The following is a 21,639-nucleotide window of genomic DNA, read 5'->3' as shown; positions in this document are numbered from 1 at the left end:
CAGGGCGGCTGGACTGCCGGTGAATCCGCCCGCGCCCACGTCTATGGATCGCCCTCGCGGCCCGGCATGATGGCGGGGCACCTGGCAGGGAATCCCTGATGTCCCCCACCGTTCACCGCAAGCTGCGCATCGGCGCGGACCAATACACCGGCCACAAAGTGGTCGACCAGCAGTTCCATGAGTGCAATTTTTCCGGTGCCGACCTGACCGCCACCGAGTTCATCAACTGCAGCTTCTACGATGCCGACAGCCGCAGCGGCTGCCGCTTCAATGGCGCCACATTGAAGGAGGCCAGCTTCCGCAGCTGCGACATCAGCATGTGCCACTTCAACTTCATCAAGGCGCTGGGCCTGGAGATCAGCGAGTGCCGCGCGCAGGGTGCGGATTTCAGCAACGCCAGCTTCATGAACCAGATCACCACGCGCAGCTGGTTCTGCAGCGCCTTCATCAAGAAGTCGAACCTGCGCTATGCCAATTTCTCGCGGGTCACGCTGGAGAAGTGCGAACTGTGGGAAAACCGCTGGGACGGTGCAAACGTCAGCGGCGCCAGCTTTGCCGGCTCGGACCTGTCCGGTGGCCAGTTCGAGGGCATCGACTGGAACAGCGCCAACTTCACCGACTGCGACCTGACCAACTCGGAGCTGGGTGAGCTGGACCTGCGCAGCACCAACCTGCGTGGCGCCACGCTGGATGTCCAGCAGGTGGCGCTGTTGATGCAGCGCATCGGCATCACGGTGGTGCCGTAGGCATCAGCCGGCGTACGCCACCCAGCCCTTGAAGCTGAAGCCCGCATAGAACAGCTCCACGCCGTCGAAGCCGGCCTCCTGCAGCAGGGCGACCTCCTGTTCGGGGGCCAGCAGCGGCAGCCGCTCGGCAATGGCGTCGATCGCGCGCTGTGCATCGGCGTGGGCAACGCCGGAGGCTTCGGCGAACGCGGCGTAGCGCTGCAACCAGCGCAGCTTGCCGGCCGGATCCTGCGGCACGCTGTGGTGCGCCACCACCAGCGGTGCGCCGGGCTGCAGGCGCCTGTGCAGCTCGCGCAGCGTGTGCAGGCGCTGCGCGGCGTCGAGGAAGTGCAGGGTCAGCAGGCAGCTGGCACCATCGAAGCGCAGATCGGGGGCATCGTCGATGTAGCCTTCCAGCAACTGCACGCGCGACATCAGCTGGCCCAGTGTCTGTTCGGCCAGGGCCAGCATCGGTGCAGCCGGGTCCACGCCCAGCAGCTGCCAGCCCGGCTGCGCCTCGGCAAATGCCTTCAGCTCCAGCCCGCCACCGGCGCCCAGCACCAGCACGCGGCCCTGCGCAGGAACGTGTTCGGCCAGCAGCAGGCGACTCATCTGCTGCAACGCGAGGAAGCCCGGCACCTGGCGCAGCGGGCCCTCGGCATAGCGGGCAACGGCCTGCGGATCGGAGAACGAAGACATGCGTGCATTCCTGCAACAGGGACATACCACTGTACCGTGGCATGCAAGTGCCTTTGCCGCGGGTCGCTCCTGCCTGCGCTGACCGGCTTGCATCCAGCTCAGCGCAACGCCCGCGCCAGCACCTGCCAGATACTCGGGTCCTGGCACTGCGAGACGTTGAAGCGCAGATAGTCGGCCGCGCGCTGCGACTGGCTGAACGCGTTGCCCGGCGCCAGCACGATGCCCTCGCGCAGGCATTGCCGCGCCAGTGCGGCGGCGTCGCGGCCGTCGGGCAGCTGGCACCACAGGAACAGGCCGGCTTCCGGCTGCAGCCACGGCGTGATGCCCAGCGCCTGCAGTTTCCGCAGTGTGTGCCGGCGTACATCGGCCAGGCGCGAACGTATCGACTGCATGTGGCGGCGGTAACCGCTATCGGTCAGCGCGATGTGCATCAACTGCGCGGCCAGATGGCCGCCGCCAAAGCTGGTCGCCAGCTTCAGGTCGGTCAGTGCCTCTATCCAGTCGTGGCGCGCAGCGATGTAGCCGCAGCGCGACGCTGCCGACAGCGTCTTGGAGAAACTGCCGACGTGGATCACCCGTGACAGTCCATCGAGCGCGGCCAGCCGCGGTGCCGGCTGCAGTTCGAAGTCGGCGAAGATGTCGTCCTCGACGATGATCAACTCGCTGCGTTCGGCCAGGCCCAGCAGGCGGTGCGCGGTGTTGGCCGAAAGCACCGCGCCGGTCGGGTTGTGCAGGCCGGAATTGGTGATGTACAGCCGCGGCGAATGCGCCTGCAGGGCTTGCGCGAACGCCTCCAGGTCCGGGCCGCTGTGCGTGTACGGCACGCCGATGGCCTGCACCTGGTGCGCCTTGAGCAGCGCGTGGTAATTGAAGTAGCTCGGGTCATCGACCAGCACGCAGTCGCCGGGCTTGAGCAGGAAACGGCAGAGCAGATCGACCGCGTGCGTACCGGATTCGGTCAGCAGGATCTGCTCCATCGGTGCATCGATGCCAAGCGAGGCGCTGCGCCTTTGCAGCAGCTGGCGCAACGCGGGCAGCCCGAGCGGGCCGGCGTAGTCCACCAGTTGCATGGCATCGGCACGCGCCAGCCCGCGCAGGCCGCGGCGCACGCCATCGTGATACAGCCAGTCACTGGGCATCCAGCCGCACCCTGGCTTGAGATCGCCCGCGGGCGTTTCCAGCGATTGTCGTGATACCCACAGCGGATCCACCGCGCGATCCAGCCGCGGCTCCATTTCGGCCAGCGCCAGCGGTGCGGCCGGGCCACTGACGTAGAAGCCCGAGCCTGCGCGTGCACTGATCAGGCCTTCGGCCGCCAGGCGCTCGTAGGCCTCGACCACGGTGGAGACTGAAACTCCCATGGTCGCTGCCTGCGCACGTACCGAAGGCAGGCGGGAGCCGGGGCCATCCACCCGTGCACTGATGCGGGTGCGGACGGTCTGGATGACCGATTCGATGCGGGTGAGCGGGCGCGGCATGGTGGAACCGTAGTGGAAGTGTGGGCAGTACAGTTACTTGCGGCTGTACTGGATTGTAGCTGGGGTCGTTCCGCGCTGGATGCTTCCATACAGGTGCAGCCGGGCATCGTCCGGCACCTTCAGGAGTACAGGCGTGGAACGGTCGGCGAGTGGTTGGATCAATGGCTTCATTGGTGTGGTGATCTTCGCGGGCTCATTGCCGGCCACCCGCCTGGCGGTGCTGCAGCTGGATGCCGGGTTCGTCACCGCCGCACGCGCCACCATCGCCGCGGTGCTCGGCCTGGGCCTGTTGTTGATGCTGCGCCAACCGTGGCCGCGGCGCGGCGACCTGCCGGGCTTGGTGGTGGTCAGCCTCGGCGTTGTGGTCGGCTTCCCGCTGCTGACCGCGCTCGCCCTGCGCCATGCTTCGTCGGCACACACCATCGTGTTCCTCGGCCTGCTGCCGTTGAGTACAGCGGTGTTCGGCGTGCTGCGCGGTGGCGATCGGCCGCGCCCGGCGTTCTGGCTGTTCTCGTTGCTGGGCAGTGCCTGCGTGGTCGGCTATGCCGCGCGCAACGGCATCGAAGCCTCTTTGCAGGCCGACCTGCTGATGCTGGCGGCGATCGTGGTGTGCGGGCTGGGCTACGCGGAAGGTGGTCGGCTCGCCCGTCATCTGGGCGGCTGGCAGGTGATCAGCTGGGCACTGCTGCTGGCGCTGCCGGTGATGCTGCCGTTGACGGTGCTGATGCGCCCGGCCTCGTTCACTGCGGTCGGTGCCTCGGCGTGGTGGGCGCTGGGCTACGTGGCGGTGTTCAGCATGCTGATCGGCTTCCTGTTCTGGTACCGCGGGCTGGCCCAGGGCGGCATCGCCGCTGTCGGCCAGCTGCAGCTGCTGCAGCCCTTCTTCGGCCTGGCCCTGGCCGCGCTGCTGCTGCACGAATCGGTCAGCCTCAGCATGGTGCTGGTGACTCTGGTCGCAGTGATCTGCGTCGCCGGCGCGCGCCGCTTCAGCCGCCAGGAAAAAGGGGACGAAAAAGGGGACGGAGGGGGTTAAGTCGTTTCAGGCACAGCAGGACCAATTACGACTTAATCCCCTCCGTCCCCTTTTCCGGGGTGCTGCGGAAAAGGTGCGCAACGGCGTAGTCGATGAACACCCGCAGGCGTGCACTGGGATGGCGCCCACCGGGCCACAGCAGCGAGAACTGCCCCTGGTGCGTGGGCAGTGTGGGCAGCACCTGTTGCAGGCGGCCATCGGCCAGCGCGTCGGCTGCGAGGAAGTCAGGCATCCAGGCCAGGCCCATGCGTCCGATCGCAGCGGCCAGCACGGCTTCCATGTTGTTGCAGGTCATCGCCGTGGGAAGGCGCGCCCCGGCGTCGCCTTCGATGCCCGGCAGCTGCCACGGATGCAGCTTTCCGGTGGTGGGGTAACGGAAGCGCAGCGCGGTATGCATGCGCAGGTCGCCCACATCGCCGGGCGTTCCATGCATCTGCAGATAGCCCGGCGCCGCACAGAGGATGAAACGAAAACCACCCAGCCGCCGTGCGGTCAGGCTGGAATCGGCCAGTTCGCCACTGCGTATCACTGCATCCAGGCCTTCGCTGACCACATCGACGATGCGGTCGTTGAAGTCCAGTTCCAGCTGCACCTGCGGATAGCGTTGCTGGAAGCCGGGCAGCACCGGCAGCAGGAAGCGGTAGCCGATGGTGGGCAGGCCGATGCGCAGCAGTCCGCTGGGGGCGTGCTGTCGCTGCGCCAGGTCCGCCTGCGCTTCGGAAAGCTCATCCAGCGCACGCCGGCAGCGTTGCAGCAGCAGTTCGCCTTCGTCGGTGAGATGCACGCGGCGGGTGGTGCGCTGGAACAGGCGCGTGCCGAGTTCCTGTTCAAGCCGGGCGATGCGCTTGCCGACGGCCGAGGCTGACAGGCCGAGTACGCGGGCGGCACCGACAATGCTGCCTGCCTCCGCGGTGCGGACGAAGGCGAGCAGGGCGGAGATGGAGTCCATGCTTGGATGATTGCGGAACATCTCGCCGCAATCAACGTCCACCGAGCCTGTTTTTCTGGAATAGCGGCCTGTCCATCATCAATGCCCCTGATGGATGGAGGCCCGCATGGCCCCGGATTCGATGCTCCCTGTACCTGTCCGCGCGCAGCAGCGCTGGGCGCTGCTTGCGGTCTGCCTGGCCGCGCTGGCGTTGCCGTTGTCCTTCTCTGCCGGTGCAGTCGCGGTGCCGGCGCTGGCCCGTTCCGCGGCGGCATCGCCCACCGCGCTGGCCTGGGTGACCAACGCCTTCATGCTCACCTTCGGGAGTCTGTTCCTCGCTGCGGGCGGCTTGGCCGATCGATATGGCCGTCGGCGGCTGTTCCTGCTGGGCACGGCGGGCTTCACCACCGCCACCGCCGCCGTCTGCCTTGCTCGCACGCTGCTATGGCTGGATCTGGCGCGCGGGTTGCAGGGCGTTGCCGCGGCGGCGGCGCTGGCGTCCGGCACGGCGCTGCTGGCACAGGCCTGGCAGGGGCCGGCGCGTGCCCGTGTCTTCGCCCTGCTGGGCACCACGTTCGGCATGGGGCTGGCGTTGGGGCCCCTGCTCGCGGGCCTGCTGCTGCAGACATTGGGATGGCGCAGCGTGTTCGCCGCGGGCGGTGTGCTCACGTTGGTGGCCTTCGGCCTGGGGGCACGCGCGTTGCCTGAAAGTCATGGCGAGCACCGACCACTGGATATCGGCGGCATGCTGAGTTTCAGCCTGACGCTGGCGGCGTTGACCCTGGCGCTGCTGTGGTCGGGCGAGTTCGGCCTGCATGCCGCGTGCGTGCAGCTGGCGCTGCTGGCGACGCTGCTGTTGGGCGGGGTGTTCGTCTTCATCGAGCGGCGGCACCCCTCACCGTTGCTGGACCTCTCACTGTTCTCGCAACCGGCGTTCCTTGGTGTCCAGTTGCTGCCGGTGGCGACCTGCTTCGGCTACGTGGTGCTGCTGGTCGTGTTACCTCTGCAACTGCTGGGCGTGCATGGCCAGAGCGCGACGCTGGTGGGACTGCAGATGATGGCCCTGTCCGCGCCGATGCTGGTGCTGCCGATGCTGGCCGCGCGCTGGGCGGAGCGCGTTGGAAGTGCGCGGCTGTGCACGCTGGGCCTGCTGGTCTGTGCCTCTGGTCTGTACCTGCTGTCGCGCCACGCATCGCATCCGTCGCCGTCGCAGTGGGTGCCGTTGCTGATGCTGATCGGCGCAGGAACGGCCTTGCCGTGGGGCTTGATGGATGGGCTGTCGGTCAGCGTGGTGCCGGTACAGCGTGCGGGCATGGCCGCTGGCATCTTCGGAACCGTGCGGGTGGCCGGTGAAGGCATCGCATTGGCCGCAGTCATTGCCTTGCTTGCGCTGCTGATCGGCCATCAGCTGCAGGGCGCGTCGCCGGCATCGCTGGCGCGTGCCGGTGCCTATCTGGCCACGGGGGCGCGGGAACAGGCGCAGGCACTGCTACCGGCGATGAGCCGCATGCAGCTGCAGCACCCCAGTAGTGAGGCGCTGGCAACACTGCTGCGTGTACTGGCGCTGCTGACCGCCGCATGTGCTGCGTTGTTGCACCTGTTGCTGCGGAAACGTAAAGACGCGGTGGTCGGGCGTACTGCGTAGCAGGCTCATCGCCCGCCTTCGCCGTCATCCCGTTGTCGTCTTCCGCTCACGCCGCCCATGCCCACCCGGGTCTAGTGTTGATCGTCCCCGTCCCCCACGGAGACCCGCCATGTGGCTGCTCGACCATCTCTGGCCTGGCCGTCGACCGCTTCCTCCCCCGGCCGCGGATGCGCCGCAGGCACCGCCGCGCCGGCCCTGGCTGAAACGCCCTGCGCGGGCCGGGCGCAGCGGCATGGCGCCCTGGCAGAAGGTCGCCACGCCGCCGCGGCGCACGCGCCACTAGCCGGCGCGGTCTGACGGGTGGTTGACCCCGTCGCTGACCGGAATGACCCCCAGCGCGAACGGATCAATGCCCTCCAGGCAGGCCACGTTGTAACCGTACTGGTCCGGGTTGGAGCGGCGCCGGTGATGGGTGTAGATGCCGCACACGCCGCAGAAGTAGTGCTCGGCCACATGGGTGTTGAACTGGTACTTCTGCAGGTGATGCTGCCCGCGCACCACCTGCAGGCCCTGGCGGGGGACGCTGGCGGCGATGGCACCCCGGCGCCGGCACATCGAGCAGTCGCAGCGGCGGGGATCGACGATGCCGTCCGGCAGGTCCAGCAGCAGCTCGACCGTGCCGCAGTGGCAGGTTGCGCGGTGCCGGGGTTGGACCGGAACGCCGGCCACGGAAGTGATGCCCATCATTGCTCCTGTGTGATCCATCTGGCCGTGCGGCCGCCGGAGACGGTGCGCCGGCGTGCCTGAACGGGCCGTAGATGCCACGGTGAACCCGCTTGTGGCTAACTATGCGGCTTCGGGACCGCGACAGGATGCCAGTGAGAGCCGCAGGACGTTGGATGACAGGAAGTGCCATGGCGCTGGCGGCGTTGTGGGTGACCGGGCTGCTGGCCTATCAGGTGCCGGGGCCGGGCTGGCTGGCCAATGGCGTTGCGGCGCTGTGGCTGCTGGTTGCGCTGTGGGCGTCGTGGCAGGTCGCGCGTGGCCGTGGCCATCGTCGCCTGGGCATGGCGTTCGGCGCGTCGCTGGCGCTGGCCGGCCTGTGGTGGCTGCTGCTGACCCCGCGCCAGGACCGCGTATGGGCCGATGACGTGGCCCAGCGCCTGCATGTGGTGTCCTTCGACGGGCGCCACGTGGTGCTCGACAACGTGCGTGATTTCACTTGGCGCAGCGAAACCGACTACGACGCGCACTGGGTGCGCCGCGCGTACGACCTGGACCAGTTGCGCTCGGCCGACCTGGTGCTGTCGTACTGGATGGGCCCGGCGATCGCCCACACCCTCATCTCGTTTGGCTTCGAGGACGGTCGCCACGTGGTGTTCTCGCTGGAGATCCGCAAGGAACGCGGCGAATCGTTCTCGGCGCTGGGTGGCTTCTTCCGCAAGTTCGAGATGACCCTGGTGGCCGCGGAGGAGACCGACATCATCCGCACCCGCACCAATGCGCGTGGCGAGGATGTCTACCTGTACCGCCTGCACGGCATGGACCGTGCGCAGCTGAAGGAGCTGTTCGCCGCGTACATCGCGCAGGCGCGCGAACTGGATGCGAAGCCGGGCTTCTACAACACACTCACCAGCAACTGCACCACGATCGTCTTCGATCTGGCCCGCCAGATCGCGCCGCGCCTGCCGCTGGACTACCGCCTGCTGCTGTCCGGGTATCTGGCCGAGTATGCGCAGGAGGTCGGCGCACTCACCCCAGGCGTGCCTTATGCCGAGCTGCATGACAAGGGCCGCATCACCCAGCGTGCGTTGGACCTGGGCAGCGGCGACCACTTCTCCACCGTGATCCGCCAGGGCGTACCTGGCACCGAGCAGGACCCGCAGTAATGACTCGACTCCTCCTGATCCGCTGGCAGCGTGCGCTGCCGGTGTTGTTCGCCGCCTTCCTGCTGCTGGGCAGCAGTGGTTGCGCGATGGTCACCGTCAAGCAGGTCAAATCCAGCGATTCGCTGGTCAACAAGCGTGCCGACGTGCTCAATACCGGCAAGCTCAGCCCCGCTGCGCGCGAGACGCTCAGCGCGGCAGGCCTGGACGAATCGCAGTGCGAGAAGGACTTCCTGGTCTGCCGCAGCACGCTGCTGATGACCGACGATCTCAATGTCGAGCAGCGGCTGTCGGCGCTGTCCGAACTGTGGGTGAAGGCCGCGCTGGCGCTGACGCCGAAGAAGACCGCAGCCGGTGATCCGCCGATGAGCGACGCAGCGCTGGACGCCTGGCTGGAAGCCGCGCGCTACGCCTATGCCTACCTGTTCTACAGCGGCCGCTCGCCGTCCGACCGTGCCTTCGAGGACCGGCAGACACAGGTGCGCGACTACTACAACTACGCCGCCGAGAAGGCAGCGGTGGTGCTGTTCGTGCGTGCGCGCGCCGCTGCGTTGGCTGGCGAGGACTACACGAAGCCGATCGCGGTTGGCAGCTGGTCGCTGGCCTCCAACTACCAGCAGCTGAACCTGAAAAGCATTCCCGCGCAGCTGGTGCCGGCCGGCACGGTCAGCTTCGTTGGGCTGCGCAGTACTTATCGCCGTGATGGCTTCGGTGCCGAGCTGGTGATGGTGATGGACCCGCCGAAGCTGGTCGCACCCGTAGTCGCAGCGGATGGCCCGAAGGCCGAAACGGCAGCGGATGATGGCGATGACGAGCGCCGTGGCCGTCGCCACCGGCATGACGATTCGGTGCCCGAGTTCAGCGAGATGTCCTCGATCAACGTCACCGCGTTGCTGCGTTTCGAAGGCAGCAGCCTGGACGATGTGATGCGGACGCGCCGGGTTGAACTGGATGCCTATTCGCCGGAAGCCACCGAGCGCATCACCCTGCACGGCGAGCAGGTGCCGCTGGCCGGCAATTTCACCGCAGCCTACGGCCTGTGGCTTGCCCAGAGCGGCTTCGCCCGGCAGTCACTGCGCACCCTGTTCGGCATGAGCGAGGGCATCGGCGAGCCACACATCTACCTGATGCAACCGTGGGACCCGAACCGCCGCATCATCTTCATGCTGCACGGCCTGGCCAGCAGCCCGGAAGCCTGGGTGAACCTGGCCAACGAGATCATGGGCGACCCCGAACTGCGCCAGCAGTTCCAGGTGTGGCAGGTCTATTACCCGACCAACGCACCGATCGCGCTGAACCGCTACGAGATCGCCAACGCGTTCAACGACACGCTGAAGCACTTCGATCCCACTGGCAGCACGCGTGCATCGAAGGACATGGTCTACATCGGCCACAGCATGGGCGGCGTGCTCGCGCGGCTGCTGGTGAGCGAATCCGGTGACGTGCTGTGGAACGACCTGCTGGCCAACTATGACCTGAAGGGCGAGCGTCTGAAGCGCGTGCAGAACAAGCTGGGGCCGTTGCTGCATTTCAAGGCACAGCCGAACGTGGAGCGCGCGATCTTCATCGCCGCTCCCCACCAGGGCACGGACATCGCCGGCAACAAGGTCGGGCGCCTGCTGGGCCGGCTGGTGCGCCTGCCACTGACCATCCTCGGCAAGTTCGAGGACGTGTTCATGGCGCTGGCGCAGGCCGAGCAGCAGGTCGATGGCACGGCCAAGCCGAAGATTCCCAACAGCATCGACAACCTCAAGGCCAGCGATCCGTTCGTCAAGGCCGCAGCGCAGCTGCCGATCGAAGCGGGACTGAAGTACCACTCGATCATCGCCCAGCGCAAGCCGGAGCTGCCGGTGGACAAGTCCGATGACGGACTGGTGCCGTACTGGAGTGCGCACCTGCCGGGTGCACAGTCGGAGAAGGTGATCATTTCCGGCCACAGCGTGCAGGAGACCCCGCAAGCGGTGCTGGAAGTGCGGCGCATCCTGCACCGGGATATCGATGACGTGGGGACGGGGACCCGGTAGTGCCGGCCGCTGGCCGGCACTCTCCGCGCACGCGGGAATCCCGTGATGGTGCCGGCCAGCGGCCGACACTGCCGAAACCGGGCGACGCTACACCCGCCGCGCGATCACCGCGGCCAGCACCGCCAGGCCGAAGGTGATCGCCAGGCACAGCAGGTAGCCGGTGTGCGGCGCGCTTTCCACGAACAGCGCGAACAACGCACCGGAGACCGCCAGCGCGGTGGTCACCGACAGGGCCTCGCTCAGCTGCAGGGCCGACGTGTTGGCACCCTGCTCATGCGCTGCTGACAGCGAAAGCGTGAGTACCGAGAGGCTGGCGTAGATCATGCCCATGCCGAAACCGGTGACCGTCCAGCCCACCAGGGCCACCGGCAATGGCACTGCATTGAACAACACCGCAAGCGTTGCGGCGATGCCGACCGTCATCATCGCCGTGCCGACGCGCAGCAGATGCTGGCGTGACCAGCCGCGCTGCTGGTGACCCTGCAGCCAGGAGCCGGCGAACCAACCGAGTGCGCCGAGGCTGAGCACCGCGCCGGCCCAGCTGGGCGGGAGCCCGCGTTCGCGCTGCAGCAGCAGCGGCAGGTAGGCTTCGCAGGCGAAGAATGCGGCAGCGGCGATGCCGCGCAGTGCGATCACGCTGGGCAGGCCCCTGCGCAGGATCAGCGTTCCGGCCGGCAGCAGGCGATGCACGCATAGCAGCAGCGCCAGCATCGCCACGCCGATGCAGAGCAGGGCGGTCGGACCGTGCTGCTGGCCGCCGAAGTACAGCAGCAGCGCCGCCAGCGATGCACCACTGGCCCAACGTACGACGTTGCCGCGCCCCTCGTCGTCGTTGCTGTCGGCGGAGGGCTGCATGCGCGCCAGCGCAGGCCGCAGCAACAGGGCAGCAGGGACTGCCAGCAGCGGCACCGCCAGGAACACCCAGCGCCAGCCGAGATGCTGGACGATCAGGCCGCTCAGCGCCGGGCCGACCATCGAGGGCACCACCCAGCCCGCCGAGAATGCCGCGAACACCTTCGGCCGCAGGTGCTCGGGGTAGCTGCGGCCGACCATCACGTACAGCGAGACCGAAATCGCGCCCGCACCCAGGCCCTGCAGCAGGCGCCCGGCCACCAGCATGCCCATGCGCACGGCGAAGCCGGCCAGCAGCAGGCCCAGCACGAAGCAGGCCAGGCCGTACCACAGCGGCCGTGCCGGGCCCTGGCGGTCGGCCCAGCGTCCGGCCAGGGTCATGCCGATCACGCTGGTGGCCAGTGTGCCACCGAAGGCCAGCGCATACAGGCGCAGGCCGCTGAGTGCTTCGGCCACCGTGGGCATCGCGGCCGCGACGGCCAATGCTTCGAAGGCGTGCAGCGCGACCAGCGCGACCATGCCGAGGGTGGTGGCGCGGTAGCGCGCGGACAGGATCGATGTGTCAGCCGGCAGGCGGGTGTCGGCGGGAGAGAGGGTCGGGGTCATACCGGTCAGGGGCGGGCCGCGCTTGTCAACGGGCGGCGAAGATAGCAGCATGCCACCTCAACTATAGTTGAGGTCAAGCAATGGCATCCCAGGAACTCAGCGTTGGCGAGGTCTCCCAGCGCAGTGGCGTGGCCGTTTCCGCACTGCATTTCTACGAGCGCAAGGGGCTGATCAGCAGCCTGCGCACCTCGGGCAACCAACGCCGTTACAGCCGCGACGTGCTGCGCCGGCTGGCGGTGATCCGCGTTGCGCAGCGGGTGGGCATGCCACTGGAAGCGGTCGGCCGCGCCTTCGAGAGCCTGCCTGAAGGCCGTGCACCGACCAAGGCTGACTGGGCCAAGCTGTCCGCGCGCTGGCGCACCGAGCTGGAAGAGCGCATCCACATGCTGCAGCTGCTGCGCGATGAACTGACCGGCTGCATCGGCTGTGGCTGCCTGTCACTGCAGCATTGCCGCCTGGCCAATCCCGGCGACGTCCTCGGCGAACGCGGCGATGGCCCGATGCGCTGGGAATGAAAAAGGGGACGCGCTCCCGGTAGCGCCGGGCCATGCCCGGCGGACGAAAACGACTTGATCCCCTCCGTCCCCTTTTTCTTACCAGACCGTGATGGTTTCGCCGCTCTGGATGCCTTCCACCGCGCGCTGGAAGGCCAGTGCCGCGCGCTGTGCGCTTACCGCTTCGAAGCCCGGGAAGTAGGGGCCGTAGGCGGCCATCGATTCGATCAGTACGTTCGGGCTGACCACGTTGATGCGCAGGCCGCGCGGCAGCAGCTCCAGTGCGGCGGCGCGCACGAAGCCTTCCAGTGCGGCATTCACTGCGGTGGCGTTGACGCCGTCGCGGATCGGCTGCGCGCTGATGATGCCGCTGGTCAGGGTGATCGAGCCACCGGCATTGAGGTGGTGCTGCGCGGCCAGTGCCAGCCGCACCTGTCCCAGCAGCTTGTCCTGCAGGCCGATAGTGAACTGCTCGGGCGTCATCTCCTGCAGCGGTCCGAAATGCACCGAGCCGGCGGTGGAGATCACCGCATCGACTGCACCGGTACGCGAGAACAGTTCGGCGACGCTGGCGTCATCGGTCAGGTCCACGCGCAATTCGCCGCTGCTGCGGCCGGCGGCGAGAATCTGATGCTGTTGGCCGAGCTGGCGGGCGACTGCCTGGCCGAGGGTGCCGCTGGCACCGACGAGGAGGATCTTCATGGCGGTTCCTTGCGTGAGGGTGTGAGCGCAGTCTGCGCCGTCACATTGGGGTTAGGTAAGCGGCGTATGATTTGCAGATTCCTAACTTTGGATTAGCAATGGATACCCTTCGCTGCATGCAGGCCTTCGTCGCCGTGGCCGAGCGCGGCAGCTTTGCCGGGGCCGCCGAACAGCTGCAGGTGTCGGCGGTGATGGTGGGCAAGTACATCCAGCAGCTGGAGGCGCATCTGGGCACCGCGCTGCTGCAACGGAACACCCGCCGCCAGCGCCTGACCGAAGCCGGCAGCGCCTATCTGGCCGGATGCCGGCAGGTGCTGGAGCAGGTGCAGCAGGCCGAGGCCGATGTGGCCGGTCTGCAGGTACAGCCACGTGGCCTGCTGCGGGTCAGTGCGCCGACCACCTGGGGCAGCTGCGTGCTGGCGCCGCAGCTGGCCGGCCTGCTGCGCGCACAGCCGCAGTTGAATATCGAGCTGGACCTGAGCAACCGCCGCGTGGATCTGATCGAGGATGGTTTCGATGTGGCGATCCGGGTCGGGCCGCTGCCATCGCAGGAACTGGTGGCGCGGCCGCTGCCGCCGTATGCGATGAGCCTGTGTGCGTCACCGTCGTACCTGCGCAGGCGCGGCACGCCGCGTACGCCCGCCGATCTGGCAGGGCATGACTGCCTGAGCCATCTGGCCTGGCGCGGTGGCCACGGCTGGCAGCTGGCCAACGGTGAACAGGTGGACTGGGAAGCGCGCCTGACCTGCAACGATGGTTTCGCGTTGCGCGAAGCTGCCGTTGCAGGAGCGGGTCTGGTGCTGCAACCGACGGCGCTGCTGGCTGGCGAAATTGCTGCCGGGCGCCTGAAGCCGCTGCTGCGCGACTACCTGCCCGAGGCGCGGCCGATGCACCTGATCTACCTGCCCGACCGCAGGCCACGCCCGCGGTTGCAGTGCTTCGTGGATTTCGTCATGACCACGTTGGGGCAATGAGCATCCACGCCATGGGTGGATGATGGTAGGTGCCGACCGTTGGTCGGCACACATCGGGATCAATCATTCGCCGCAGACAATTCCTGCCCGCGCACCTGCGCGGCGCGCAGCGCCGTGTTCACCAGCGCCTCGAAGCCACCGGCCTGGAAGCTCTCGATCGCGGCCTGGGTGGTTCCGTTCGGCGAGGTCACGCGGCGGCGAAGCTCGGCCGGGCTTTCGCCGGCTTCAGCCAGCATCCGCGAGGCACCCAGCAGGGTCTGCACCACCAGCGTGCGCGCGGCGTCGGCCGGCAGGCCCTGGGCAATACCCGCCGCTTCCATCGCTTCGGCCAGCAGGAAGACATAGGCCGGTCCACTGCCGGAGACCGCAGTCACCGAATCCATCAGTACCTCGCTCTCGATCCACACCGTGCGCCCGGCGCTGGCCAGCACCTGTTCGGCCTGCGCGTGTTGCTGCGGATCCACCGAGGGCGTGGCATACAGGCCGGTCACGCCAGCGCCGAGCAGGGCAGGGGTGTTAGGCATCGCGCGCACCACTGCCAGGTCGCCCCCCAGCCAACGCTGCAGCTGCGCACTGGTGATGCCGGCAGCGATCGACACCACCAGCGGCCGGTGTGCCTGGGCCAGTGCCTGCAGCGACTGGCAGACCTCACGCAGCACCTGCGGCTTCACCGCCAGCAGCCAGGTGCTGCCCTGTGCGGCGGCATCGGTGGCGTTGTCGTGCACCTGCACGCCGAAGTCGGCAGCCAACGACTCGCGCAGCGCTGCAACCGGTTCGGCCACATGGATATGCGCGGCCGGCACGCCCTGGCGGATCAGGCCGGCGATCAGGCTGCGCGCCATGTTGCCGCCGCCGATGAAGGTGATGGAATCAGCTGCCATGGACGTCTCCTTTGAAAATCAGGCCGGGCGCGGGCGCGCGCCGAACAGGGCGGTGCCGATGCGCACCAGGGTGGCGCCCTCGGCGATGGCTTCGGCGTAGTCGCTGCTCATGCCCATCGACAGCGTGTCGACCTGCGCGTGCTGGGCGGCCAGCGACTGGAAAAGTGTGCGCATGCGCACGAATGCATCCCGACGACGCTCGGCGTCGGGCCATGGCGCGGGAATCGCCATCAGCCCGCGCAGGCGCAGGGCAGGCTCGGCGGCAATTGCCGCAGCCAATGCATCCACGTCTTCCGGTGCACAGCCGTGCTTGCTGGATTCATCGTCGATGTTGACCTGGATCAGCACATTCAGCGGGCCGCGTGCGGCCGGGCGATGGCGCGCCAGCGCCGTTACCAGCTTGGGCCGGTCCACGCTCTGCACCCAGTCGAAGTGGGTGGCCACGGCATCGGCCTTGTTCGACTGCAGGTGGCCGATCAGGTGCCATTCCAGCGCCAGGTGCTGCAGCGCCTGCATCTTTGCCAGCGCTTCCTGCACATAGTTTTCGCCGAAGGCCTGCTGGCCCTGTGCGGCCAGCGCGGTCACGGCCTCGGCCGGTTGGGTCTTGGACACGGCCAGCAGGCGCGGATCGGGCCGGCCGGCCGCCTCGGCGGCGGCATGCAGGTTGCTCAGGATCTGGGGCAGGGGAGTGGCCACGTAACGCGTTCCATTGAATCAGGAGGCTATACTGCCGCCCGGGGAAAGATCCTTCCAGTCGAAGCCGTTATTGGGGAGTAGCCGCTCATGGATATCGCCGAACTGCTGGCGTTTTCCGTAAAGAACAAAGCGTCCGACCTGCACCTGTCTGCAGGCCTGCCGCCGATGATCCGCGTGGACGGCGATGTTCGCCGGATCAACATCCCGGCCCTGGACCACAAGCAGGTCCACGCGCTGGTGTACGACATCATGTCCGACAAGCAGCGCCGCGATTACGAGGAATTCCTCGAAGTGGACTTCTCCTTCGAGATTCCGTCGCTGGCGCGCTTCCGTGTGAACGCGTTCAACCAGAACCGTGGCGCCGGTGCGGTGTTCCGTACCATTCCGTCCGAGGTGCTCACCCTTGAGGACCTGGCCTGCCCGCCGTTGTTCCGCGAAGTGATCCAGCAGCCGCAGGGCCTGATCCTGGTGACTGGTCCGACCGGCTCGGGCAAGTCGACCACGCTGGCGGCGATGATCGACTACATCAACAAGAACGAATACGGCCACATCCTCACCGTCGAGGATCCGATCGAATTCGTGCACACCTCGCAGAAGTGCCTGATCAACCAGCGCGAAGTGCACCGCGACACGCATGGCTTCAATGAAGCGTTGCGCTCGGCACTGCGCGAGGACCCGGACATCATCCTGGTCGGCGAACTCCGCGACCTGGAAACCATCCGCCTGGCACTGACCGCTGCGGAGACCGGCCACCTGGTGTTCGGCACCCTGCACACCAGCTCGGCGGCCAAGACCATCGACCGCATCATCGACGTGTTCCCCGCCGGCGAAAAGCCGATGGTGCGCTCGATGCTGTCCGAGTCGCTGCGTGCGGTGATCTCGCAGGCGCTGCTGAAGAAGGTCGGCGGTGGCCGCACCGCAGCGTGGGAAATCATGGTCGGCACGCCGGCCATCCGCAACCTGATCCGCGAGGACAAGGTGGCGCAGATGTACTCGGCGATCCAGACCGGCCAGCAGTACGGCATGATGACCCTGGACCAGCACCTGCAGGACCTGGTCAAGCGCAGCCTGATCACCCGCAACCAGGCCCGCGACTACGCCAAGGACAAGCGCCTGTTCGAGTAAGGCAGGGCAGCCACGGGCGGCGCGTGCAATGGCGTGGCCGCTCCGTGTTGTTTCCTCCACCGACCGTTACCTGGTAAACCGCTTTTCCGGGAGCCTGCCGTGAACACCACCGCGACCACCATCGATTTCACTTCGTTCCTCAAGCTGATGGCGCACCAGCGCGCCTCGGACCTGTTCATCACTGCGGGCATGCCGCCGGCGATGAAGGTCAACGGCAAGATCTCGCCGATCACGCAGACCCCGCTCACGCCGCAGCAGAGCCGCGACCTGGTGCTCAACGTGATGACCCCTGCGCAGCGCGAGGAGTTCGAGAAGACGCATGAATGCAACTTCGCCATCGGCCTGTCCGGTGTCGGCCGCTTCCGCGTCAGCTGCTTCTACCAGCGCAACCAGGTCGGCATGGTGCTGCGTCGCATCGAGACGCGCATTCCGACCGTGGAAGAGCTGAGCCTGCCGCCGATCATCAAGACGCTGGCGATGACCAAGCGCGGCATCATCCTGTTCGTTGGTGCCACCGGTACCGGCAAATCGACATCGCTGGCGGCGATGATCGGCTACCGCAACCAGAACTCGACCGGCCACATCATCACCATCGAAGATCCGATCGAGTTCGTGCACAAGCACGAGGGCTGCATCATCACCCAGCGCGAGGTCGGCATCGATACCGACAGCTGGGAAGCGGCCCTGAAGAACACCCTGCGCCAGGCGCCGGACGTGATCATGATCGGCGAGGTGCGTACCCGCGAAGGCATGGATCACGCCATCGCGTTCGCCGAAACCGGCCACCTGGTGCTCGCCACGCTGCATGCCAACAATGCCAACCAGGCGATGGATCGCATCATCAACTTCTTCCCGGAAGACCGCCGCAACCAGCTGCTGATGGACCTGTCGCTGAACCTCAAGGGCGTGGTCGCGCAGCAGCTGGTGCCGTCGCCCGACGGCCGCTCGCGCAAGGTGGCGATGGAGATCCTGCTGGGCACGCCGCTGGTGCAGGACTACATCCGCGACGGCGAGATCCACAAGCTGAAGGAAGTGATGAAGGACTCGGTCCAGCTGGGCATGAAGACCTTCGACCAGAGCCTGTTCGAGCTGTACCAGGCCGGCGAGATCAGCTACGAGGACGCACTGCGCTACGCCGACTCGCAGAACGAAGTGCGCCTGCGCATCAAGCTCAGCCAGGGCGGCGACGCGCGCACGCTGTCGCAGGGCCTGGATGGGGTGGAGATCTCCGAGATCCGGTGACCTGGCGATGTGTAGAGTCGACTGTCAGGAAGCGCAGTCGACTAACAGTCGACTCTACCCGTCGACTCTACTGGGCGCGTAGGCGATTGATGAATTCCAGTCATGACCGACTGTCGTCCAACCGGCTCAATCCATCGCCGCTGCAGGCGTATCGTCAGCACTCCCCCTCTGGAGTACGACGATGCAGACACGTGAACTCGGCCGCAGCGGCCTGAAGGTTTCCGCCCTGGGCCTGGGTTGCATGGGCCTGACCCATGCCTACGGCCAGCCGGTCGAACCGAGCCAGGGCATCGCCCTGCTGCACGCTGCCGTCGAGCGCGGCGTGACCTTCTTCGATACCGCCGAAGTGTACGGCCCGTACACCAACGAAGACCTGCTCGGCCAGGCCTTGGCGCCCTACCGCGACAGGCTGGTGATCGCCACGAAGTTTGGTTTCAGGGACGCGCGCACCGATGCCGGCCTGGACAGCCGCCCGGAGAACATCCGCGCCGTGGCTGAAGCCAGCCTCAAGCGCCTGCGTACCGACCATATCGATCTGTTCTACCAGCACCGCGTCGACCCGAACGTGCCGATCGAGGATGTGGCCGGCACCGTGCGCGACCTGATCGCCGAGGGCAAGGTCGGCCACTTCGGCCTGTCCGAGGCCAGTGCTGCCACCGTGCGTCGCGCGCATGCGGTGCAGCCGGTGGCTGCGGTGCAGAGCGAGTACTCGCTGTGGTGGCGCGAACCGGAGCGTGAACTGCTGCCGACGCTGCAGGAGCTGGGCATCGGCTTCGTGCCGTTCAGCCCGCTGGGCCGCGGCTTCCTGACCGGTGCGATCAACGCCGACACCACCTTCGACGCCAACGATTTCCGCAACAGCGTGCCGCGTTTCGAAGTGGAAGCGCGTCGCGCCAACCAGGCGCTGGTGGATCGCATCAGCACGATCGCGGCGGCGCGGGGTGCGACCCCGGCGCAGGTGGCGCTGGCCTGGCTGCTGGCACAGGCGCCGTGGATCGTGCCGATCCCAGGCACCACCAAGGTCCATCGCCTGGAGGAAAACCTGGGCGCGGCCGACCTGCAGCTGGCACCGGAGGAGCTGCAACGCATCGCACAGGCGCTGGACGAAGTGTCGATCGTCGGCGAGCGCTACAACGCGCAGCGCGCCGCCCAGGCCAAGGGCTGATCAACAGCTGGGTGCGGAACGTTGGTGGTGGGTGCGGACCGTTGGTCCGCACTCCTTGATCCTCACCCCATCGGCCCACGCAGCGCATCAAGCACCGTCCGCATCGCCACGGTCACGTGGCGGCGCGAGGGGTAGTACGCGTAATAGCCATCGAAGTGCGGGCACCAGTCGTCCAGCACCGAAAGCAGGCGGCCATCGTCCAGCATCGGCTGTACCTGGTCCTCCGGCAGCCAGGCCAACCCGCTGCCTGCCAGCGCGGCGGCGCGGGTCATGCCCATGCTGTTGAAGATCCACTGGCCGCTCACACGCACGCTCAGTTCATTGCCGTCCTGGCCGAAATCCCACGGCATCAGCCCGCCATGCGTGGGCAGGCGCAGGGTGACGCAGTTGTGCCCGGCCAGGTCGTCCGGGTGCCGCGGCACCAGGTGCTGGCGGAAGTAGCTGGGCGCCCCGACCACGCGCATGCGCAGCGGCGGGCTGATCGATACGGCGATCATGTCGCGCGCCAGCCGCTCGCCCAGGCGGATGCCGATGTCGTAGCGCTCGGCCACGATGTCGGCCAACCCGTAGTCGGCCGCCAGTTCCACCTTCAAATCCGGATACTGCTGCAGCAGCGGCGCCAGCCTGGGCCAGGCGATGTACTCGGCGGCGTGGCCGGTGGCATTGATGCGGATGGTGCCGGCCGGGCGTTCACGGTACTCGGTCAGCGCGGCCAGCCCATCCTCGATCTCGGCCAGGCGCGGGGCCAGCGTTTCCAGCAGGCGGGCGCCGGCTTCGGTGGTGGACACGCTGCGGGTGGTGCGGGTCAGCAGGCGCACGCCCAGGCGCTGCTCCAGTCCGCGCATGGCATGGCTGAGCGCGGACTGGGACACGCCCAGCTGGGCGGCGGCCTTGGTGAAGCTGCCCTCGCGGGCAACGTGGACGAAGGCCTGCAGGTCGTTGAGGTTTTCGCGGGGCATGAGGGGATGATACGGCCGGGCTGCGCCCGGCAGCTGCCGAATCAACGTCAACGGCAACGTCAAAAGCTGGCTTCCCGTGGGAGGCGGGGTGGCTCAGGTTGCGGGGGACGGCGCAAGTCCCCCTCCGGGGCCCGGCCCAGCCGCTGGCGGCTGTGGTTTCGGGCGCTTGCGAAGCAGTGCTTCGCAAGCAAAGCGCCCTCACCCATGTAGCCTCGGTCGCGCTTGCTCGTGTGCGCTGTCCTGCGCACACGGCAAGACCGGGGTTGGGCGTCCTGCCCAACCCGTCCGAGGCATGCCTCGGGCCCATGGCGCTCACGCCCCCGCAACCTGAGCCACCCCGCCTTCGACAATTTCCCGCGAGCTGTTGGAACGGCATTCTGCTTTGGTGGGTGCCGACCGTTGGTCGGCACTGGGTCGGACGTGAGGGGATGTCGATTTCAGGGACTGTGGTTCGTCGAATGAATGACTTCAACAGGAGCTGCAGATGAGCACTGACACCAAGCCGAAAGGCCCGGCCTCGTACTTCCCCTCCATCGAGAAGACCTATGGGCAGCCGGTCGCCCACTGGCTCGGGCTGCTGGCAGGGAAGAAGGGCCTGAAACACATGGAACTGGTCAGCTTCCTGAAAAGTGAGCATGGGCTGGGCCATGGCCATGCCAACGCGCTGGTGGCGCACCATCTGGCCGGCAAGGGCTGAGCAGCGGCGGGCCCGGGGCAGGGCGGGGCGCATTCAGCTGAACGATTTCATCTGCAACTGTCATGCAGTTCGTGTCTAATACCGCTCCCCACCCGCTGTTCCCCACCCGCATGTCCCTTCCTTCCCATGGCCCCGCGCCGTGCGACGACGCTGACGGCCACCTGGTCACCGCCGGTCCGCTGACCCCGCCGCCCGACAGCGCCGGCACCACCGCCGACGACAAAGCGCTGCGCCACTCGATCGCCGAGGACGTGCAGGGCATGGTGCTGGCCACGATGGTGGCCTCGCTGGGCCTGGCCATCTTCGCCAAGGGCGGGCTGATGATCGGCGGCATGGCGGGCATGGCGTTCCTGCTGCACTACGCGATGGGCTGGAACTTCGGCCTGGTGTTCGTGCTGGTCAACCTGCCGTTCTACTGGGTGGCGCTGCGGCGCATGGGTTGGGAATTCACCCTGAAGACCTTCGCTGCGGTCACCGCCTGTGGCGTGTTGACCGACCTGCTGCCGCGCTGGATCGACTTCTCGCACATCCACCCGCTGTATTCGGCGATCGTCGGTGGCGCGTTGTCCGGCCTGGGCATCCTGTTCTTCATCCGCCATCGTGCCAGCCTCGGCGGCATCGGCATCCTGGCGGTGTACCTGCAGCGCACCCGTGGCTGGAGCGCGGGCAAGGTGCAGATGTCCTACGACGCCTGCCTGATGGCGGCCGCGTTCTTCGTGCTGTCGCCTTCCAAGGTGCTGTACTCGGCCATCGGCGCGGTGGTGCTCAGCCTGGTGCTGATGTTCAACCACCGCCCCGGCCGCTACATGGGCGTGTGATCGCGCTCTCCGCGTTCGCCGGGCATGGCCCGGCGCTACTACGTGGCGGTTCCGGTAGCGCCGGGCCATG

The 21,639-nt window shown here is 67.4% G+C and carries 20 protein-coding genes and 1 pseudogene; 12 read left to right on the top strand and 9 right to left on the bottom strand.

The window, feature by feature from the left end:
- The first annotated feature begins 98 nt into the window (after positions 1–98).
- Positions 99–746 (top strand): SmQnr family pentapeptide repeat protein, encoded by a 648-nt coding sequence (smqnr, locus tag G370_RS0104110; protein ID WP_019659482.1) that lies wholly within the window; start codon positions 99–101, stop codon positions 744–746.
- 3 nt (positions 747–749) lie between these two features.
- On the opposite strand, the gene G370_RS0104105 is transcribed toward smqnr, so the two are convergent.
- Positions 750–1,424, bottom strand: a complete 675-nt coding sequence (locus G370_RS0104105; protein ID WP_019659481.1) for a class I SAM-dependent methyltransferase — start codon at positions 1,422–1,424, stop codon at positions 750–752.
- Positions 1,425–1,522: 98 nt separating this feature from the next.
- A complete protein-coding gene (locus tag G370_RS0104100; protein ID WP_019659480.1) occupies positions 1,523–2,902 on the bottom strand; it encodes an aminotransferase-like domain-containing protein in 1,380 nt (459 codons plus the stop codon).
- A 133-nt stretch (positions 2,903–3,035) separates the two neighbouring features.
- Between G370_RS0104100 and G370_RS0104095 the strand changes: the two genes are divergently transcribed.
- Positions 3,036–3,935: a DMT family transporter gene (locus G370_RS0104095; RefSeq protein WP_019659479.1), complete on the top strand. Its 900-nt coding sequence runs from the start codon at positions 3,036–3,038 to the stop codon at positions 3,933–3,935.
- A 25-nt stretch (positions 3,936–3,960) separates the two neighbouring features.
- Here G370_RS0104095 and G370_RS0104090 read toward each other — a convergent pair whose 3' ends face one another.
- The gene (locus G370_RS0104090) at positions 3,961–4,884 is read right to left on the bottom strand and encodes a LysR family transcriptional regulator (RefSeq protein ID WP_019659478.1); all 924 of its coding nucleotides are present in this window, start codon (positions 4,882–4,884) and stop codon (positions 3,961–3,963) included.
- A gap of 106 nt (positions 4,885–4,990) precedes the next feature.
- On the opposite strand from G370_RS0104090, the gene G370_RS0104085 reads away from it, so the two are divergent.
- Positions 4,991–6,508, top strand: a complete 1,518-nt coding sequence (locus G370_RS0104085) for an MFS transporter (protein ID WP_026346964.1) — start codon at positions 4,991–4,993, stop codon at positions 6,506–6,508.
- 279 nt (positions 6,509–6,787) lie between these two features.
- On the opposite strand, the gene G370_RS0104080 is transcribed toward G370_RS0104085, so the two are convergent.
- Complete coding sequence (locus tag G370_RS0104080; protein WP_019659476.1) at positions 6,788–7,192, bottom strand: GFA family protein; 405 nt, start codon at positions 7,190–7,192, stop codon at positions 6,788–6,790.
- A gap of 170 nt (positions 7,193–7,362) precedes the next feature.
- Between G370_RS0104080 and G370_RS0104075 the strand changes: the two genes are divergently transcribed.
- Both G370_RS0104075 and G370_RS0104070 read left to right on the top strand, forming a co-directional pair.
- Entirely contained in the window at positions 7,363–8,337 is a 975-nt protein-coding gene (locus tag G370_RS0104075; protein WP_019659475.1) for an Lnb N-terminal periplasmic domain-containing protein, read from the top strand.
- On the top strand, positions 8,337–10,358 hold the full coding sequence (locus G370_RS0104070) for an esterase/lipase family protein (RefSeq protein WP_019659474.1): 2,022 nt from the start codon (positions 8,337–8,339) through the stop codon (positions 10,356–10,358). Before G370_RS0104075 ends, G370_RS0104070 begins: the two co-directional genes overlap by 1 nt.
- Before the next feature lie 87 nt (positions 10,359–10,445).
- On the opposite strand, the gene G370_RS0104065 is transcribed toward G370_RS0104070, so the two are convergent.
- On the bottom strand, positions 10,446–11,867 hold the full coding sequence (locus tag G370_RS0104065) for an MFS transporter (RefSeq protein ID WP_019659473.1): 1,422 nt from the start codon (positions 11,865–11,867) through the stop codon (positions 10,446–10,448).
- Positions 11,868–11,896: 29 nt separating this feature from the next.
- Between G370_RS0104065 and soxR the strand changes: the two genes are divergently transcribed.
- A complete protein-coding gene (gene soxR / locus G370_RS0104060) occupies positions 11,897–12,331 on the top strand; it encodes a redox-sensitive transcriptional activator SoxR (RefSeq protein WP_005415534.1) in 435 nt (144 codons plus the stop codon).
- Between the two features lie 78 nt (positions 12,332–12,409).
- Here the strand turns inward: soxR and G370_RS0104055 are convergent.
- Positions 12,410–13,039, bottom strand: a pseudogene (locus tag G370_RS0104055) (short chain dehydrogenase); the annotation flags it as partial.
- 71 nt (positions 13,040–13,110) lie between these two features.
- Here G370_RS0104055 and G370_RS0104050 point away from each other — a divergent pair.
- A complete protein-coding gene (locus G370_RS0104050; RefSeq protein ID WP_019659471.1) occupies positions 13,111–13,986 on the top strand; it encodes a LysR family transcriptional regulator in 876 nt (291 codons plus the stop codon).
- A gap of 59 nt (positions 13,987–14,045) precedes the next feature.
- On the opposite strand, the gene proC is transcribed toward G370_RS0104050, so the two are convergent.
- Together proC and G370_RS0104040 are read right to left on the bottom strand one after the other, a co-directional pair.
- Positions 14,046–14,867, bottom strand: a complete 822-nt coding sequence (proC, locus tag G370_RS0104045; protein ID WP_019659470.1) for a pyrroline-5-carboxylate reductase — start codon at positions 14,865–14,867, stop codon at positions 14,046–14,048.
- An 18-nt stretch (positions 14,868–14,885) separates the two neighbouring features.
- A complete protein-coding gene (locus tag G370_RS0104040) occupies positions 14,886–15,563 on the bottom strand; it encodes a YggS family pyridoxal phosphate-dependent enzyme (RefSeq protein WP_019659469.1) in 678 nt (225 codons plus the stop codon).
- An 87-nt stretch (positions 15,564–15,650) separates the two neighbouring features.
- Between G370_RS0104040 and G370_RS0104035 the strand changes: the two genes are divergently transcribed.
- The 3 genes from G370_RS0104035 (at position 15,651) to G370_RS0104025 (ending at position 19,095) form a co-directional block, all read left to right on the top strand.
- Positions 15,651–16,688, top strand: a complete 1,038-nt coding sequence (locus G370_RS0104035; protein WP_006422551.1) for a type IV pilus twitching motility protein PilT — start codon at positions 15,651–15,653, stop codon at positions 16,686–16,688.
- A 99-nt stretch (positions 16,689–16,787) separates the two neighbouring features.
- Positions 16,788–17,930: a PilT/PilU family type 4a pilus ATPase gene (locus tag G370_RS0104030; RefSeq protein WP_019659468.1), complete on the top strand. Its 1,143-nt coding sequence runs from the start codon at positions 16,788–16,790 to the stop codon at positions 17,928–17,930.
- Between the two features lie 181 nt (positions 17,931–18,111).
- A complete protein-coding gene (locus tag G370_RS0104025; protein WP_019659467.1) occupies positions 18,112–19,095 on the top strand; it encodes an aldo/keto reductase in 984 nt (327 codons plus the stop codon).
- A 62-nt stretch (positions 19,096–19,157) separates the two neighbouring features.
- On the opposite strand, the gene G370_RS0104020 is transcribed toward G370_RS0104025, so the two are convergent.
- The gene (locus G370_RS0104020; protein WP_019659466.1) at positions 19,158–20,054 is read right to left on the bottom strand and encodes a LysR family transcriptional regulator; all 897 of its coding nucleotides are present in this window, start codon (positions 20,052–20,054) and stop codon (positions 19,158–19,160) included.
- Positions 20,055–20,538: 484 nt separating this feature from the next.
- Between G370_RS0104020 and G370_RS0104015 the strand changes: the two genes are divergently transcribed.
- The gene (locus G370_RS0104015; RefSeq protein ID WP_019659465.1) at positions 20,539–20,751 is read left to right on the top strand and encodes a DUF4287 domain-containing protein; all 213 of its coding nucleotides are present in this window, start codon (positions 20,539–20,541) and stop codon (positions 20,749–20,751) included.
- Positions 20,752–20,861: 110 nt separating this feature from the next.
- On the top strand, positions 20,862–21,569 hold the full coding sequence (locus tag G370_RS0104010) for a YitT family protein (protein WP_026346963.1): 708 nt from the start codon (positions 20,862–20,864) through the stop codon (positions 21,567–21,569).
- The last annotated feature ends 70 nt before the right edge of the window (positions 21,570–21,639 follow it).

The sequence above is a fragment of the Stenotrophomonas hibiscicola ATCC 19867 genome (assembly GCF_000382065.1).
GTDB lineage: Bacteria > Pseudomonadota > Gammaproteobacteria > Xanthomonadales > Xanthomonadaceae > Stenotrophomonas > Stenotrophomonas hibiscicola.
The sequence above is the reverse complement of the archived record's forward strand: the minus strand, read 5'-3'. Positions and strand labels throughout refer to the sequence as shown.

Bases quoted from the DNA above. Each gene is read 5' to 3' on its own strand.
- smqnr (WP_019659482.1), top strand. From the start codon at position 99: ATGTCCCCCACCGTTCACCGCAAGCTGCGCATCGGCGCGGACCAATAC.
- G370_RS0104105 (WP_019659481.1), bottom strand. From the start codon at position 1,424: ATGTCTTCGTTCTCCGATCCGCAGGCCGTTGCCCGCTATGCCGAGGGC.
- G370_RS0104100 (WP_019659480.1), bottom strand. From the start codon at position 2,902: ATGCCGCGCCCGCTCACCCGCATCGAATCGGTCATCCAGACCGTCCGC.
- G370_RS0104090 (WP_019659478.1), bottom strand. From the start codon at position 4,884: ATGGACTCCATCTCCGCCCTGCTCGCCTTCGTCCGCACCGCGGAGGCA.
- G370_RS0104085 (WP_026346964.1), top strand. From the start codon at position 4,991: ATGGCCCCGGATTCGATGCTCCCTGTACCTGTCCGCGCGCAGCAGCGC.
- G370_RS0104080 (WP_019659476.1), bottom strand. From the start codon at position 7,192: ATGGGCATCACTTCCGTGGCCGGCGTTCCGGTCCAACCCCGGCACCGC.
- G370_RS0104075 (WP_019659475.1), top strand. From the start codon at position 7,363: ATGGCGCTGGCGGCGTTGTGGGTGACCGGGCTGCTGGCCTATCAGGTG.
- G370_RS0104070 (WP_019659474.1), top strand. From the start codon at position 8,337: ATGACTCGACTCCTCCTGATCCGCTGGCAGCGTGCGCTGCCGGTGTTG.
- G370_RS0104065 (WP_019659473.1), bottom strand. From the start codon at position 11,867: ATGCTGCTATCTTCGCCGCCCGTTGACAAGCGCGGCCCGCCCCTGACC.
- soxR (WP_005415534.1), top strand. From the start codon at position 11,897: ATGGCATCCCAGGAACTCAGCGTTGGCGAGGTCTCCCAGCGCAGTGGC.
- G370_RS0104050 (WP_019659471.1), top strand. From the start codon at position 13,111: ATGGATACCCTTCGCTGCATGCAGGCCTTCGTCGCCGTGGCCGAGCGC.
- proC (WP_019659470.1), bottom strand. From the start codon at position 14,867: ATGGCAGCTGATTCCATCACCTTCATCGGCGGCGGCAACATGGCGCGC.
- G370_RS0104035 (WP_006422551.1), top strand. From the start codon at position 15,651: ATGGATATCGCCGAACTGCTGGCGTTTTCCGTAAAGAACAAAGCGTCC.
- G370_RS0104025 (WP_019659467.1), top strand. From the start codon at position 18,112: ATGCAGACACGTGAACTCGGCCGCAGCGGCCTGAAGGTTTCCGCCCTG.
- G370_RS0104020 (WP_019659466.1), bottom strand. From the start codon at position 20,054: ATGCCCCGCGAAAACCTCAACGACCTGCAGGCCTTCGTCCACGTTGCC.
- G370_RS0104015 (WP_019659465.1), top strand. From the start codon at position 20,539: ATGAGCACTGACACCAAGCCGAAAGGCCCGGCCTCGTACTTCCCCTCC.
- G370_RS0104010 (WP_026346963.1), top strand. From the start codon at position 20,862: ATGTCCCTTCCTTCCCATGGCCCCGCGCCGTGCGACGACGCTGACGGC.